Source organism: Salinibacterium sp. SWN248 (assembly GCF_015864575.1).
Classification (GTDB): domain Bacteria; phylum Actinomycetota; class Actinomycetes; order Actinomycetales; family Microbacteriaceae; genus Rhodoglobus.
In genome coordinates this window covers 513,451-528,791 of record NZ_JADYWW010000002.1, presented here as the reverse complement: position 1 = coordinate 528,791, position 15,341 = coordinate 513,451, and the positions used below count along the sequence as shown (strand labels likewise).

Genomic DNA, 15,341 nt, shown 5'->3' with positions numbered 1-15,341 from the left:
CGAACTGGCAGACTAGGCCCATGCCAGCCATGCACCCCGACACAGCGTCAACCCCGAGCTTCCGTCGTCGCTGGGTCGGAGTAGCAGCGGCTGCAATGGTGGCAATCGTGACGCTGGTTCCAGTTGTGGGAGCTTCGGCATCCGTGGGTTCGACGCCGCCGGATGTCACGCTGTTCGCCAACGCTGATGACGGGTTGCTCTTGGAACTCGAAGAGTTTTTCGGGCAGAATCAACGCGGCAGCGGACTAGATTTCACCAATGGAATCGAGCTCGGAGCCATTGATCGCGTCTTCTTGTGGTCGAACGATTATCACTCGGGCCAATCGACAGAGACTCCGGTGCAGTACGTAAACCGTTGGATGGTCCCGGTGACAATCGGAGAAGAGCCCGTCGGCGTCGCAATGATCGGCATTGATCCCGCGACCGTTGACCCCGAAATGATTGACTTCATTCGCCGCCCCGGCGTTGCGCTTGCACTTGACGATGTCGACGACGATGCAACCCTTGTGCAGGAACCCGAGACCGGTGCCTGGTTCAGCCTCCTTGACGGTGTGATCACGCCCCTTGTTCGTGGCTCTAGCGAAGTAGCGGGAGAAATGACGCTCGAGGCATACCAGCCCATCGTGTCCACGCGCCTCGTTGAGGTCGTCGACGAGACGCCACAGCCTGACCAAGGCTCAGTGCAGTCTGTGGTGCTGATCGTGACGACAATCGTCGTGGTGTTGTTGGTCCTGCTGATTCCGACGGTCGTTGGCCAGGTGCGCGAACGCCGCGAACGTCGCGCGGCAAGAGACGGACCGGCAGCCGACATTAGCGAAGCTATCGACGAAGCCGCCTCGGCTGGCGACAGCGACGCCACGGAATCGGATGTTGCGTTAGAGACCGCTGTGCCCGCGGGCACAGCGCCGCCAACTTCTGTTGACGATGAGATCGCGGTTGAGAGCGAGATTGCGGAGGAGGTTGCTGGAGTACAGGCGGCAACCGCCGCAGTGAAGAAACCTGCCGCGAAGCGAGCCCCCGCGAAGAAGGCCCCCGCGAAGAACACACCAGCGAAAAAGGCGCCCTCGAAGAAAGCGGCAGCTCCGAAGACGCCCGCTGCGACGGTCACGCCACGAAAGACTCCGGCGAAGGCATCCGCTGCTAAGGCCACGACAACTGCGGTGAAGAAAACTTCCGCCCCGGCAGCGCCGAAGACTCCCGTGAAAGCGAAGCCAAAAACGGCATCGACATCAGCGCCTAGAAAAGCGGCGGCGAAGACGACGGCGAAGACTCTGGCGAAACCCACTTCACAGTCCGCGACAGCGACAGCTACAGCGACCACGGCAGCGTCGAAGCCCGCTGTAGCGAAACCAGCAGCGAAAAAGCGTGCGCCCCAGCCAGCCGCAAGCAAGCCGACCACGAGCGATTCGGCCGCGAAAAAGCCGGCCGCGAGCGAACCAGCCACAAAGAAGCCTGCGCCAAAGAAGCCTGCGCCAAAGAAGCCCGCGCCGAAAAAGCCTGTACCGAAGAACACTTCACCGTCCGCGGGTGCAGACGCGACCGATAGCGCAGCAGACTAGACAACCGTGGGATTGCTGCACTCTCCACTTGATCGTGACATCCGCCGCCTTGCCGTGCCGGCGCTGGGCGCGCTTGTGGCGGAACCGATCTTTCTGCTCACCGACACCGCCCTCGTGGGGCACCTCGGCAGTGCCCAACTTGGCGGCTTGAGCGTCGCGAGTGCTGTGCTGCAGACGGCCGTCGGGCTCCTCATTTTTTTGGCGTATTCCACCACTCCCGCAGTCGCTCGCTGGCTGGGGGTCGGCAATCGGGCGCGTGCTGTCGCCGCCGGCGTTGATGGCGTGTGGCTGGCCATCGCACTCGGCGTCGTGCTCGTGGCGGTCGGCATCCCCACCACTCCCTGGCTGATTAGCCTCTTCAACCCGGATGCCAGTGTCGTCGGCTACGCCACCGAATACCTGTCAATTTCGATCCTGGGCTTGCCCGCGATGCTCATCACCTTCGCGGCATCCGGATTGCTGCGGGGATTGCAGGATACGCGCACCCCGCTCGTGGTTGCCGTTGCCGGGTTTGTCTCGAATGCGCTGCTCAACACACTCTTCATTTACGGTTTCGGCTGGGGCGTTGCAGGGTCAGCAATCGGCACCGTCGTCGCAAGTTGGGGTATGGCTGCCGCCTACCTAGTGATGCTCGTCACTCTTGCCCGTCGCGAGGGTGCCCGGCTGCGACCGCACGCGACAGGCATGCTGTTGGCTGGCCATGCAGGAGCTTGGCTTCTATTGCGCACTGCCTCGTTACGGGCAGCGATGCTCGCCACGATAGCCGTCGCCACGAGCTTCGGAGTGCCCGAGCTTGCGACGGTTCAGATCGCACTCACCATCTTCGCCACGCTCGCCTTTGTGCTTGATGCGCTCGCGATCGCCGGGCAAGCGATGATCGGTAAAGAACTGGGGGCGAGCGACCTCCCGCGCGCGCGTGCCATAACGCGGCGCCTTATCGAGCTGGGAATCGGCAGCGGTGTCGTTCTCGGAGTCATGGTTCTTGTGTCGTCACCGTGGATCGGTTTTGCGTTTAGTTCAGACCCAGAGGTGCACAGCGGCTTGGCGGCGCTTCTGCCGGTGCTTGCCCTCGGCATTCCGATCGCGGGCTTTGTGTTTGTCCTCGATGGCGTATTAATTGGCGCGGGGGATGCGCGCTATCTGGCGCTCACTGGCCTCATCAATCTGGCGGTCTACGTGCCCCTGCTGTGGTGGGTCGACACGGCACACTTCACAGCCGTGTCCGCAATCGTGGCCCTGTGGTTCGCGTTTGGTCTCGGCTATATCGGTGCCCGCGCTGTCACTCTGGGCATCCGTGCGCGAGGCGATCGCTGGCTGATCCCTGGGGCGACGCGCTAGCGACCGCGCGCCGCCCGTCCGAGGGATACGACCCTGCTACTTCTTCTCGGTCACCGCACCGTGCTTCAGCGTCAGTCGGCGCTCGGCACGCTTCGCGACGGCTGAGTCGTGGGTGACGATGATGAGAGTGAGGCCCTGATCCCGCCACAGCCCCTCGAGCAATTCCATGATTTCGTCACGGGTCTGCTCGTCGAGGTTCCCTGTCGGCTCATCGGCCAACAGCACGGTCGGCTCTTTGACGAGGGCGCGCGCGATCGCAACACGTTGTTGTTGACCACCCGAGAGCTCGGAAGGGTGGTGGGTGAGACGCTCGCCAAGTCCAACTTTTTCCAGAGCCGCCGTGGCTCGACTCTTGCGATCCTGGCTTGAGAGCCCGAGAGGCGCTAGTGCGGTCTCCACGTTTTCTTGAGCGGTGAGGGTGGGGATGAGGTTGAAGCCCTGAAAGACGAACCCGATGGTGCGGGCGCGAATTTCTGCGAGCCGCGAATCCGGCATCTTCGATAGTTCGTCATCGCCGAGCGTGACGGTGCCACTGGTGGGGCGTTCGAGCGCGCCCAACATTTGCAGCAGCGTTGATTTGCCACCACCGGTGGGGCCCTGGATGGCCACCATCTGTCCGGTCGGGATGGTCAAACTCACCTTGTTAAGGGCCGTTACCGTGCCCCGCTTGGTTTCGTAGGTTTTTGTAAGTTCGTTGAGTTCATACATAGAAAGTCTCCTTGAGATCTACAGGGTGCGGGGGATCAGGCGACGCTGCGGAGAGCTTCGGCCGGGCGCAGTCGCGCTGCACGCCATCCACCGAATGCTCCGGCGATGAGGCCTCCCGCGATGGCGAGAACAACAGCGATGCCGATGATTCCGAAGGTCACGGGAATCTGGAGAGCGATATCGGTCGTTGCGGCTGCGGTGGTTGCGGCATCACCGAAGCGGTTTCCGCCTCCGCCCTGACCGGCACCCTGGCCTGCGACCGCTGTTGTGGCGACTGCGCTCGCGCTGAGCACCGGAGCGATGAGGTTGATGGAGAGGATGCCGAGCAAACCGACGACGACTCCGATCACTCCACCGATGGCGCCCTGCACGAGTGATTCGCCGGCAACTTGACGCACCACGGCGCCATTGTTCCAGCCGATTGCTTTCAGAGTTCCGAACTCACGAGTGCGACGGGCGACGCCCGACGTGGTGAGCAGTACGGAGATCAGGAAGGCAGCGGCGAGCACGATGATCGACAGCCACGTTCCGAGCTTTCCGACGAGGTCGGAGGCGGTGGAAAGCGAACCAGAAACGCTCGAGGCGAGGTCTTCTTGGGTCTTCACTGAGGCATCCGGAAGCGCAGTTTGCAGTGCTGACTGAACACTCGCGATGTCTGTGGAGCTTGCCGCCTGCACGTAGACAGTGGAGACCTGACCTTCAAGGTCAGCTACACGCTGGGCGGTATCGAGCGGAATGTAGGTGTTGGATGCCGTAGTCGCGTCAGACGAGGTAGAGGTGACGGTTCCGATGATGGTGAACTCTTCGCCACCAATCTCGAGGGTGTCGTCGACGGCGAGTGAGCTCGTGGTGGCGTAGCTCGTGTCGAGGATGACGACGTTGGAGTCGCTGTCGCTCGTCTCGAAGGCGCGGCCGTCGACAAGTTCTACGGAGGTGAGTGGGCCGACGCTTTCGCCAGCAACGTCAATTCCGGTGACGGTGAAGGTATCAACGTCGAAGGCGCTTCCGCCTGCTCCGTCTGGGCCGCCGCGGCCGCCCTGTGCTGCACCTTCTCCTGGCACTGCACCTTCCTGTCCTGTGCCTTGTTCGGTTGCGGCATCGGGCGCTGCTACTTCGCCGCTGAAGCTCACGTTGGTGAGGGCCAGAGTGGCGGTGGCTGCGGCTACGGTGTCGAGGCCCTGTGCTGTGGTGAGGGCATCCGCATCGAAGGTGGTGCTGGCGATGCCGCTGGTGAGGCGGGATTGGCTGATGGCGGTGGTGCCGTCTGTCGTTTCGCCGTCATCAGCGCCGAATTCGAAGCGGGGCTGCTGTTGTTGCGTCTGGCCTTCTTCGCCTTCGACTGGTTGTGCGGGGTCTTGCGTGATGGTGATGTCGGTGCCGACGCCGTAGACCGAGGCCAGCACGGTAGCTTGGGCATCCTTGACGCCGGCGGCTACTCCATTGACGATCATGACAAGGGCAATGGCAAGAGCCATTCCGGCCGCGATAATGGCTGTTTGTTTGCGTCGATTGCTGAGCTCTCGATACAGGTACGTTCCGAACATGGGTCTCCTCGGGTGATGCGGACGGTGCGGTAGTTGACACAAACCTAGAAACGTCGTCTATCAGGGCTCTATGGCAAGGCTGAGAGTGGGCTTTGAAGGTCGTAAGCCCGTGGACGTGTGGCAGTTGCATCGATGGCGCACAGAAATTTCATAGGAAACTCCGAATAACTAGACGACATGACCCAGTCACACCACCTCCCCGCCGTCCAGGCTCAACCGCGCCTCAGCCGCGCCGATGGAACCGCTATTCGTGCGGTTGTGGTCGACGATGAAGACTCGCTCACCGATTTACTCTCGATGGCGCTGCGCTATGAGGGGTGGGATGTTCGGCTCGCGTCCGATGGTCCACAAGCGCTGTCGACCATCCGCGAGTTCAAGCCAGACGTCGTCGTTCTCGACATCATGCTTCCTGGCCTCGATGGCCTCTCGGTGCTTTCTCGCTTGCGGGCGGATGGCATCCAAACCCCGATTCTTTTTCTCACCGCCAAAGACTCCGTTGACGACCGCATTGCCGGTCTCACGGTGGGCGGCGACGACTACGTCACGAAGCCGTTCAGCCTCGAAGAGCTTGTTGCGCGATTGCGGGCACTGCTCCGTCGTTCAGCGCTCACGATCTCGGGGGAGGCTAACCCCATCATCGAAGTCGGCGACTTGAGTCTCGATGAAAGCACCTATGAAGTAAGCCGCGCCGGCACCGCGATCGAACTCACGGCCACCGAGTTTGAACTGTTGCGGTACCTTATGCGTAACCCACGTCGAGTTCTGAGCCGAGCCCAGATCCTCGACCGGGTGTGGAGTTACGACTTTGGGGGCAAAGCTAGCGTGGTCGAAATCTATATTTCTTACCTTCGCAAGAAGGTCGATGTTCTTGGCCCGCCCATGATCCAAACCGTGCGCGGGGTTGGTTACATGCTGCGAGCTCCGGAATGACCAGACCTCGAGAGGTCCGGGCTCCGGGCACACGGCGTCCACCGCTGAGTCTCCGCAAGCGTTTGGTGCTTGGCAGCGCTGCACTCATTGCGCTTGCCGCGATTCTTATCGGTGTTGTGAGTGTGTTGGCCCTTCAGGGCTTCCTCGTGAATCGGCTCGATGATCAGCTCGAGTCAGCGACGAATCGTTCTCAGGGTGCCCTCGATATTCGTGAATCGAACGATCCGGCTAAGCCGCCACCAGCAAGAGATTACCTTGCGCTCCCGGGGCAAAGCGAGGGAACTATTGCGGGACTCGTAAGCTCCAGTGGTCAGACCACGGCGGGTGTTCTTGGCAACAGAGGAGCCTCGACGCCGCTCACAGAGGAGCAACTCGAGGCTCTGGCGTCACTTGCAGAAATTGACGAACCCACGACTGTTTCTTTGGGCGGCGACCTCGGCGACTATCGGGCTATCGCGTCGCACAATGCGGCAACCGGGGAATCCCTCATTGTCGCCCTGCCGTTATCTGATGTGCGTGCGACGGTACTTCAACTCACGATGCTTGTTATCGGAATCGGCCTCCTCGCGATTCTGATTGCCGCTTTTGCTGGCGCGATCGCCGTGCGCTTCGCCCTTCGCCCGCTTGAGCGAGTCGCGAGCACCGCAACACGGGTGTCTGAGCTCCAACTTGATCGCGGTGCTGTCGCGCTCGCAGAACGAGTCTCGGCCGATGACGCCGACCCGCGCACCGAAGTGGGGCAAGTGGGATCCGCTCTCAACCGGCTGCTGGAGCATGTGGCATCCGCTCTCTCCTCTCGTGAAGCCAGTGAGAAGAAAGTGCGTTCCTTTGTGGCGGATGCGAGCCACGAGTTGCGCACGCCTCTAGCCTCGATCCGCGGCTACGCCGAGCTCACCCGCCGGGGTGGCCATGAGATTCCGGATGACGTTGCTCACGCGATCGGACGCATCGAGTCAGAGTCCGTGCGCATGACCGGTCTCGTTGAAAGTTTGCTCCTGTTGGCCCGCCTCGATGAAGCTGCGCCAGTCGAGCATGCCTCTGTCGATCTCTCTCGACTCCTGATTGACGCAGTCGGGGATGCCCATGTGGCTGGCCCCGACCATGTGTGGGAGCTTGAACTTCCGGATGACTCGATAGTGGTCAGCGGCGACCACGCCCGATTGCATCAGGTCGTCGCCAACCTGCTCGCCAATGCGCGAGTGCATACTCCCGCGGGCACCACGGTTACCGCGTGTTTGACGTTGGAGGCAGATCGCGCCGTCATCGAAATCCGAGACACCGGTCCTGGCATTGCTGATGAGTTGCAGGCGACGGTCTTCGAACGCTTCGTACGTGGAGACAGTTCACGCTCGCGCGCTGCGGGGAGCACTGGGCTGGGCCTCGCTATTGTTGCTGCGGTAATCGAGGCGCATGGCGGTTCGAGCTCAGTTACGAGTGAGCCTGGCAATACGGTATTCCGCATTGAGCTGCCGGCGGGCGTTGTTCTTTAGCTGAGGGCTTCTGCTGGTTTGCGCAGATGCTCCCCATCACGTACTCTTATCGAAGCCAAAGACCGCCGGTCGTTTGCATGCGCGAAAGTGTGTGTGATCGAAGTTCGTGAAAACGAAGGCCAGCGCAGGTGTGTGAAGTAGTTTTTCGGCCAGTTCTGGCCGCAACTCAGCTCCGTGCCTCTGTGTTAGCGCAGTAGGATCGGAGCTTTTTCTTTTCTCCAGCCACTCTTTACACTTCCGTGCGGCTCTGAGGCAGACACACATCAACCAGTAGGGAGCACCATGGCGAACAAGGAAGCATCGGTCGCCGAGCTTACGGATCTTTTCCGCAACTCGACCGCCGTTCTGCTAACCGAGTATCGCGGACTCACTGTTGCCCAGCTCAAGACGCTGCGCAAGTCAATCAGTGAGCACGCAACATACGCCGTGGTGAAGAACACGCTGACAAAGATTGCAGCTAACGCAGCAGGCATTTCGTCGTTCGACGAAGAGCTCGTTGGTCCGTCTGCAATCGCATTCGTACACGGAGACCCTGTCGCCGTTGCGAAGGCTATGCGTGACTTTGCCAAGGCAAACCCTCTTCTCGTGGTGAAGGGTGGTTACTTTGACGGTAACGCGCTCACCGCTGAAGAGGTCAACAAGCTGGCCGCACTGGAAAGTCGGGAGGTGCTCCTTGCGAAGTTTGCTGGAGCAGCCAAGGCTTCACTGTTCGGCGCCGCGTATCTGTTCAACGCACCGCTCGCTCAGGCCGTTCGCACGGTCGACGCGCTGCGCGAGAAGCAGGATTCCGCGCAGTAACGCGCGGGTTAATTAGCTTAAGAAATATAGGAGAAAATCATGGCGAAAATGTCAAGCGACGACCTCATCGAGGCCTTCAAGGAACTGACCCTCATCGAGCTCAGCGACTTCGTTAAGAAGTTCGAAGAGGTCTTCGAAGTTACTGCTGCTGCTCCGGTTGCTGCTGCTGCTGCACCTGCTGCTGCTGCTGAAGAGGTTGAAGAGAAGGATTCCTTCGACGTCATCCTCGAAGCTGCTGGCGAGAAGAAGATCCAGGTTATCAAGGAGGTGCGCGCACTCACGAGCCTCGGTCTCGGAGAGGCGAAGGCAGTCGTTGACGGCGCTCCCAAGGCTGTACTCGAGGGTGCAAACAAGGAGACCGCTGAGAAGGCAAAGGCTGCTCTTGAAGAAGCCGGCGCAACCGTAACCCTTAAGTAGTCGAATCCTTTAACTAGGTTCGAGTCTCTTTGGAGACTTACTTGCCAGAAAGGCGTCACCCTTCGGGGTGGCGCCTTTCTGCGTTAATCAACACTCGGGTCGCGGTTCGCCCGGGAGGGGCGGAGAGGGCGCTCTGCGGCCTCATGTGTGGATGCGTGCGGATAGCGGGGCGCGTGTGTGACGAGAGCACGCCCCAAGGCTTGTTGCGCGAGCGGGCGCAGGGCTAACAAGAACACTGCCGGGGAAAGTGTCTCGGGGGAGAACCGGTGTGAGAGAGGGGGTGGGGCGCCTGGTAACCAGCCGGGCGCCCCACCAACGTGCCGAATCCGTTGACACCAGGGATCAGGTTCCGGAGGCGGATGTTTCGGCACGAGACCGCTAGGCGCGTAAAGAATACGGGGCTAGCGGAAGTGGTGTCACTAACCTATCGAGGTGAAAGTTACGCAGCAACAGCGGCGAGGGTGAATAGAGGGTTAGTCGCGGGTGATATCCACCTGAAGGCCTAACTCGCGGGACTTGTGGATTGCCTCGACTCGCGATGTCACTCCCAGTTTTCGGTAAATGCTCTTGAGGTGAGATTTCACTGTATTCACCGAAATGAAGAGCGTTTCCGCGATCTCTGCTGAGTTGCGCCCGCGTACGAGTTCGCGGGCGATTGAGCGTTCTCGGTCGCTCAGGGCTAGTGAGTCACGCCGTACGAGGACGACCGTAAGGCCGTCGAGTCGTTTGATGAGCGCTCCAACTTCAAGCGGCTGGCTTCGCGTCGATGCGCGAGTGAGCATTTCTTGAACCACTTCGCTGGGTATAAGGCGGAATGGGCTGTGCATGCGGTTGCGCGCAGCCAGGCGTAGGGCGCGGTCGAAGGCAACATCCGATTGTTCTTCGCCCCCGAGGGAAAGATGCGCGGCTGCCTTCACGAGAAAGACATCGGCAAGCGTGCGACTTGAGTGATTGTCGCCCAAAGTCTCACATTCGCGCAGCGCATCCAGAGCACCTCTGGCGTCGCCGGTGACGAAGCGCAAGTGAGCTACAAGCCGGCTAGGGCAGACGGTGTGGTGCTGGGTGGGGGAGAGGCTGGCGAGTACATCCCAGGCTGCTCCGCTGTCGCCGAGTTGCAGAAAAGCGGCGGCGCGCAGTCCTCGAATCTCAGAATCAACGAAGCCGACGGGCTGCCATTCATCGAGCGAGAAGAGCGCTAGCCGAAGCTTTTCTAGACCTTCGTGGGCGTTTCCGACGAAGAGTTCAGTGAAGGCTTGTGCGTAGAGCCCTAAGGGTTCCCAGTCGCTCTCTCGAATCGCTTTCTGCAGCCTGTCTACGAGCGGTCCGACGGAGTCTGTGCCGCGTTGCATGGCGCCGATCAACAGCTCGGTGATCAGCGCCGGGGCATTGAATCTGCTGTCGCGCAGCGCGGGGCTAGCCCCCGTGGATTCGGCTCTGGCGACGTAACTGAGGGCATGCTCAAAGTCGCCCATGAGGAGTTGGATGAGAGCGAGACATCCGAAAACTTCCAGCTGATTGGCAACACTCAGATTCGTTTCCGCGAGCGAGCCGGCTAAGCGGAAATCTGCTTTTGCCCGATCGAAATCGCCACCGTGGAGAGCGATTGCTCCGCGCTGAAGCGCAATCTCTGCGGTGAGCGGAACGCGCCGGGCGAGCGGGATGACATCGCGACTATCCGCGATGGCACTCGCGCTTGTGATCGCGGCGAGAGCGTCATTGAGGCGGCCAAGCGAGCGAAGAGCTGCCGCATATCGCACGTATAGGGTCGCACGCACGAACGCGGGGGTCTCGGGGGTGAGGAGCGCGAAAGCGGCTTCGTAGTACGGGAGCGCTGTAGTGCGGCTCGCAGTGTCTGCTGAGCGGAAACTTGACGCGTAGCAGGTAATCAACCACGGGTCACTGTGCCACAAATCGTCTGGGGTGGAGTCGAGCATTGTGCGCAGTGAAGCACCCGCCGTACTTACCACTCGGGGCCACGCTTCGCTCAGTTCGTCGAGTGCAAGCGTGAAGTCTCCTGCGGAGCGGGCAGCATCGAAAGCGCGTTCGAGCGCGCTAACGTCGGCTGTCGCCATTGCTGTATTCCCCCCTTCGAGACAGCTGTCTCGATGAGTTCGAAGATCTCGCCTGGTCGGGTGGGTGACGCGAGGATTTACAGACTACTCCCTCCGCGCGCCGCGCTTGCATTATTTCCTCACGACCCCCCATAATAGGCACGTCGCATTCTTGACCCCCGAACGTGTGACAAATCCCGATAGAGCTACCCGGAATCCCCCGCCGGGCTAACGCGCCCCCCAGCGTATTGGTTCGAATAGTTCCAGGTCCCTCGTTACCCGAGAGCGAAACCCGAAGTGAATAACTTTTTGGCGCGCTGGCGCGCCGCAAATCGAAGCCCCCGATTCGATAAGGCCACTGGCCAGCAACGTAAGCGTTGGTCGTTGCGAGACCTGCGTGGCATCTCCGCCATGGTCGCTCTCGCACTTGTGGTCGGTTCTGGACTGGCAGTCGTTTCTGTCTCCTCCGCAGCCGAAGCGCACACGCCGAGCATCGACGTTACGTGTGAAGGTGTAACCGTTACTGGTCGCTACTACGAAGCTAGCGGCTCAGGCGAAGGCCAGCAGAACCTCATCAAGTTCCAACTTGAGGGAGGCAAGCAGCAGGTTATTGAGTTCAGCAAGAACGGATCGCACTTCTTCGCGTTCCCCAACTCCACCGAAGCCCACACCTTCACCGCATCGGTGACCGCGTGGAACAACCCCACAAACTCGAGCTGGAACCGCACCTGGACCAAGACCTCCGAACCGTGCGTCGCGCAGAGCATCGTCAGCCTGACCGCTCCTCGTTGCGAGGTTCCTGGTGGCTCGACCGACATCACCGCAGAATTCAAAGATCTCGTTGCTAACCGCACCTACGAAGTGACGCTGTCCGACACTTCCGGTCACAGCCAGACGGTTAAGTACACGCCGACACAGACCACGGGAAGCTACACGTGGGAGGGAACGGCTGCCGGCCCGACCTACACCGTGACGATCACCGACACGACGAACCGCTCGCTCGTGGCGTGCAAGACCGTTCACTCAGTGCCCTGCCCTGAAACTGCCGGTATTGCAATCCTTGCGAACGAATGCACCGTGCCTGGTGAAGGCGCATCGCTGAAGATCAACGTGAGCGATCTCGTTATCGGCCGTGAATACCGCATCGACATCATCAACGCAGCGTCTGACGCCGTCGTTGACAGCAACACCTTCACGGCAGACGCAACCAGCGGGGTTTACAACTCGCCTGCAACACCGTCCGCTACCTACTACGCCACGATCGTTGACACTCGTGAGGCAAATGCAACGCCGCTGAAGAGCAGCACGCACACGTTCCTTCCGTGCCCCGGTGAAATCGGCGGGCTCACTTTGATGGCTACGCAGTGTGACGTTATCTCCTCTGATGCAGCGGGCGAGATCACGTTCGCCGTTGATGGTTTGGTTCCTGGCCGCACCTACACCATCGTCATCACCGACGGTTCTCAGCAGCCGGTTCTCTCCGAGAACAACTACGTTGCAACGACCGACCGCTATGACGCAGCACTGACCGGTCTTGCCGAAGGCAAGTACACCGCCACGGTGACGGATGCCGCCCAGCCGGAATACACGAACAGCGTTACCGCTACGCTCCTTCCCTGCGCCACCAACGAGACCACGGTCGAATTGGCAGCAGAGCAGTGCACCGTTCCTGGCGGAGCCGCAGCAATCACTGCAACGGTCTCGAACTACGCAGTCGGCCGTGACTACACCGTCACGCTCATGCTCGACAACGTTGCTGTAGATGCCAAGTCGCTTGATTCCAGCACCGGCAACGCGCAGAAGTTCACGTTTGACGGCCTCGAGCCCGAGAACACGTACCGGGTAGTCGTAACAGACACGAAGTCGAGCCCGACAGTGACTGCTGCAGCAGACATGTACCTGGACGCCTGCCCGCAAATGCCAGCCGTGCTCGGCTCGCAAGTGGAGTGCACCGTTGGTGGAGATTCCAGCATCGAAGTAACGGCAGACAACCTCTTCGTCGGAGAGACCTACACCGTTACGGTTGTTACGAAGTCGACCGGTGAAGCGGTAGAGGGTGTCGTTCCTGTCACCTTCGAAGCAGACATGACGACTCGAACGGTCACCATCGAGAACGTTCCCAATGGCGCCACCTACACAGTGACTGTGGCTAGTTCCGATATGGAACTGATCAGTCAGAGCGAAGTGACACTCGAAGTGTGCGATCTGCCCACTTTGCCGCTTCCTCCCGAGGAGCCGCCGACCACGGTGCCTTCCTCAGTTGAGTTGCCTACCCTGGCATACACAGGCTCGAGCACAATCGTTCCGACACTGGCTGGACTCGGGTTCCTGCAGCTCGGATTGGTGCTCGTAGGGTTCAGCGTTGCGCGACGACGTTCGGTAGTTCGCGGAAACTGATCCTGACTGTTCGGCGGGCAACCCTAGTTGCCCGCCGAACTCCCGTGTGAGGTTTCTCGCACAGCGCACTCGGGCGCTGTGCGATTGGCCGTTAAGGGCAGAACTGCGAACTAGGCTCGAATTATGAGCACAGTAGGTGGTCCGCGACGCGGTGGCCGAGTTAGCGGCGGAGACTACTCCGCCCAAAAAGCAGAAAATGCTGCAGCCCCCAAGGTCCCCCATCTCCTCCAGCGCATCGCTCACCTCTTTGAGCCGCACAAGTCAGCGCTAACGCTCACCATCACTCTTGTGCTGATCGGCGCCGGCATAAGCGTGCTGCCACCGCTGCTCACCAAGCAAGCCTTCGACGAAGGCCTCTTCCCGGCGTCAGGCACACCCGATATTCCCGTGCTGGCGCAACTCGTCATCATCATGATCGCCCTCTGGATAGCGTCTGCCGCGCTAGGCGTCTGGCAGACCTACCTCACCGCAACAGTGGGCAATAAGGTCATGGGTGCACTCCGGGTGCGTCTCTTCGATCAGCTGCAGCGCATGGAGCTCGCATTCTTCACCCGCACTAAGACGGGCGTCATCCAATCCCGGCTTCAAAACGACGTTGGTGGCGTTGCTGGCGTGCTCAACAACACCGTGTCGAGCGTGATCGGCAACACCGTCACGGTGATCGCGGCGTTCATCAGCATGCTCGTGCTCAGCTGGCAGCTCACCGTGGTTGCCGTCATTGTGCTTCCGGGCATTGTGATCGCTCAACGTCGCGTTGGGCAGATCCGCGCGCGCATTGCCACCAAGACTCAAGAGTCGCTGAGCAACATGACCGCAATCACGCAAGAGTCCTTGAGCGTTTCGGGCATCCTTCTCTCCAAGAGCTTCAACCAACAGGACATCGAAACGCTGCGGTATTCCGACGAGAACGAACAACAGGTCGACCTGCAGGTGCGCCAGCAGATGAGTGGCCAGTGGTTCTTCGCCACCGTCAATATCTTCTTGTCGGTCATTCCTGCGATCGTCTATATGGTTGCCGCGTACCTTATTACTGGTGGCGTTGACGTCACTGCCGGAACAATCGTGGCCTTCACGACAGTGCAGGCACGTCTCATGTTCCCTCTCCTTGGACTTATGAGGGTGGCGCTCGACCTTCAAACATCTTCGGCTCTCTTCGCTCGAATTTTCGAGTACCTCGACCTCACGCCAGCGATCACCGACAAGGCCGATGCCCACGAGGTTAATAGGGCCGAGCTCGGAGCGGTCGCTTTCGATAACCTGACTTTCCGCTATCCCGACGCCGAGGCATCCACTCGGCCAACGCTCGACTCAGTCAGCTTCTCGATTGAGCCCGGACAGTACGCGGCCTTTGTCGGTCCCTCCGGTGCCGGCAAAACCACCGTGTCCTATCTGATTCCTCGGCTCCATGAAGCGAGCAACGGGCGCGTGCTCTTCGCCGGCGACGATGTGAAGGATCTCACCCAAGATTCGCTTATCCGCAACATCGGCATTGTGACCCAGGAAACCTACCTCTTTCACGCGACCATCGCCGAGAACCTCTCCTATGCGCGACCGGATGCGACGACCGAGCAGATCGAAGCCGCAGCGCGTGCTGCGAACATCCACGAGACGATCATGTCGTTTCCCGATGGCTACGCCACGACGGTGGGGGAGCGCGGTTACCGCCTGTCGGGCGGAGAGAAACAGCGCATTGCTATTGCGCGCGTGCTGCTCAAAGACCCCAGTGTGCTGATCCTCGATGAAGCGACGAGCGCGTTGGACTCCATCTCTGAGCGCATTGTGCAAGCAGCCCTCGATACCGCTTCGCGGGGTCGAACGACCATTGCCGTAGCCCACCGGTTGTCGACGGTGCGTTCGGCGGACGTGATATTCGTTGTCGTCGCCGGAGCGATTGTGGAGCGCGGAACCCACGCCGAGTTGATCATGCGCGGCGGCGAGTACTCACGGTTGTATGCGGAGCAGAACCGCGCCGACTAGGGGCCACGTGCATCCCGCCGGAGAGCGCTGTTGCGTCGAGCGCCAACGTTCCGGGCGCTGGGCGTAGGCTGGGGTAGCCCTCGGGGTTGCGGGCACACTACTTTTGCCGCGCCCACAACCGGGCACTCTCTT

At 60.6% G+C, this 15,341-nt stretch carries 11 protein-coding genes; 8 read left to right on the top strand and 3 right to left on the bottom strand.

Annotation, left to right across the window (positions count from 1 at the left end; all coding sequences use genetic code 11):
• The first annotated feature begins 20 nt into the window (after positions 1–20).
• Positions 21–1,559, top strand: a complete 1,539-nt coding sequence (locus I6E73_RS12325) for a hypothetical protein (protein ID WP_197125967.1) — start codon at positions 21–23, stop codon at positions 1,557–1,559.
• A gap of 6 nt (positions 1,560–1,565) precedes the next feature.
• Complete coding sequence (locus I6E73_RS12320; protein WP_197125966.1) at positions 1,566–2,897, top strand: MATE family efflux transporter; 1,332 nt, start codon at positions 1,566–1,568, stop codon at positions 2,895–2,897.
• A gap of 36 nt (positions 2,898–2,933) precedes the next feature.
• Here I6E73_RS12320 and I6E73_RS12315 read toward each other — a convergent pair whose 3' ends face one another.
• Positions 2,934–3,605, bottom strand: coding sequence for an ABC transporter ATP-binding protein (locus I6E73_RS12315; RefSeq protein WP_197125964.1), 672 nt, complete (start codon positions 3,603–3,605; stop codon positions 2,934–2,936).
• Between the two features lie 35 nt (positions 3,606–3,640).
• Entirely contained in the window at positions 3,641–5,149 is a 1,509-nt protein-coding gene (locus I6E73_RS12310; protein WP_197125963.1) for an ABC transporter permease, read from the bottom strand.
• Positions 5,150–5,326: 177 nt separating this feature from the next.
• Between I6E73_RS12310 and I6E73_RS12305 the strand changes: the two genes are divergently transcribed.
• From I6E73_RS12305 to rplL, 4 genes are all read left to right on the top strand, one after another.
• Positions 5,327–6,079, top strand: a complete 753-nt coding sequence (locus I6E73_RS12305; RefSeq protein WP_197108016.1) for a response regulator transcription factor — start codon at positions 5,327–5,329, stop codon at positions 6,077–6,079.
• The gene (locus I6E73_RS12300) at positions 6,076–7,569 is read left to right on the top strand and encodes a cell wall metabolism sensor histidine kinase WalK (RefSeq protein WP_197125962.1); all 1,494 of its coding nucleotides are present in this window, start codon (positions 6,076–6,078) and stop codon (positions 7,567–7,569) included. Before I6E73_RS12305 ends, I6E73_RS12300 begins: the two co-directional genes overlap by 4 nt.
• A 282-nt stretch (positions 7,570–7,851) precedes the next feature.
• Positions 7,852–8,367, top strand: a complete 516-nt coding sequence (gene rplJ, locus I6E73_RS12295) for a 50S ribosomal protein L10 (protein ID WP_197108013.1) — start codon at positions 7,852–7,854, stop codon at positions 8,365–8,367.
• A gap of 39 nt (positions 8,368–8,406) precedes the next feature.
• Positions 8,407–8,784, top strand: coding sequence for a 50S ribosomal protein L7/L12 (rplL, locus tag I6E73_RS12290; protein WP_197108011.1), 378 nt, complete (start codon positions 8,407–8,409; stop codon positions 8,782–8,784).
• A 473-nt stretch (positions 8,785–9,257) separates the two neighbouring features.
• On the opposite strand, the gene I6E73_RS12285 is transcribed toward rplL, so the two are convergent.
• On the bottom strand, positions 9,258–10,856 hold the full coding sequence (locus I6E73_RS12285; RefSeq protein ID WP_197125961.1) for a response regulator transcription factor: 1,599 nt from the start codon (positions 10,854–10,856) through the stop codon (positions 9,258–9,260).
• Positions 10,857–11,219: 363 nt separating this feature from the next.
• Here I6E73_RS12285 and I6E73_RS12280 point away from each other — a divergent pair, with 363 nt between their 5' ends.
• The gene (locus I6E73_RS12280; protein ID WP_231600913.1) at positions 11,220–13,232 is read left to right on the top strand and encodes an RTX toxin; all 2,013 of its coding nucleotides are present in this window, start codon (positions 11,220–11,222) and stop codon (positions 13,230–13,232) included.
• A 123-nt stretch (positions 13,233–13,355) separates the two neighbouring features.
• Positions 13,356–15,209: an ABC transporter ATP-binding protein gene (locus I6E73_RS12275; RefSeq protein ID WP_197125959.1), complete on the top strand. Its 1,854-nt coding sequence runs from the start codon at positions 13,356–13,358 to the stop codon at positions 15,207–15,209.
• The last annotated feature ends 132 nt before the right edge of the window (positions 15,210–15,341 follow it).

Coding starts and splice junctions, on each gene's coding strand:
- I6E73_RS12325 (WP_197125967.1), top strand. CDS start 21: ATGCCAGCCATGCACCCCGACACAGCGTCAACCCCGAGCTTCCGTCGT.
- I6E73_RS12315 (WP_197125964.1), bottom strand. CDS start 3,605: ATGTATGAACTCAACGAACTTACAAAAACCTACGAAACCAAGCGGGGC.
- I6E73_RS12310 (WP_197125963.1), bottom strand. CDS start 5,149: ATGTTCGGAACGTACCTGTATCGAGAGCTCAGCAATCGACGCAAACAA.
- I6E73_RS12305 (WP_197108016.1), top strand. CDS start 5,327: ATGACCCAGTCACACCACCTCCCCGCCGTCCAGGCTCAACCGCGCCTC.
- I6E73_RS12300 (WP_197125962.1), top strand. CDS start 6,076: ATGACCAGACCTCGAGAGGTCCGGGCTCCGGGCACACGGCGTCCACCG.
- rplJ (WP_197108013.1), top strand. CDS start 7,852: ATGGCGAACAAGGAAGCATCGGTCGCCGAGCTTACGGATCTTTTCCGC.
- rplL (WP_197108011.1), top strand. CDS start 8,407: ATGGCGAAAATGTCAAGCGACGACCTCATCGAGGCCTTCAAGGAACTG.
- I6E73_RS12285 (WP_197125961.1), bottom strand. CDS start 10,856: ATGGCGACAGCCGACGTTAGCGCGCTCGAACGCGCTTTCGATGCTGCC.
- I6E73_RS12275 (WP_197125959.1), top strand. CDS start 13,356: ATGAGCACAGTAGGTGGTCCGCGACGCGGTGGCCGAGTTAGCGGCGGA.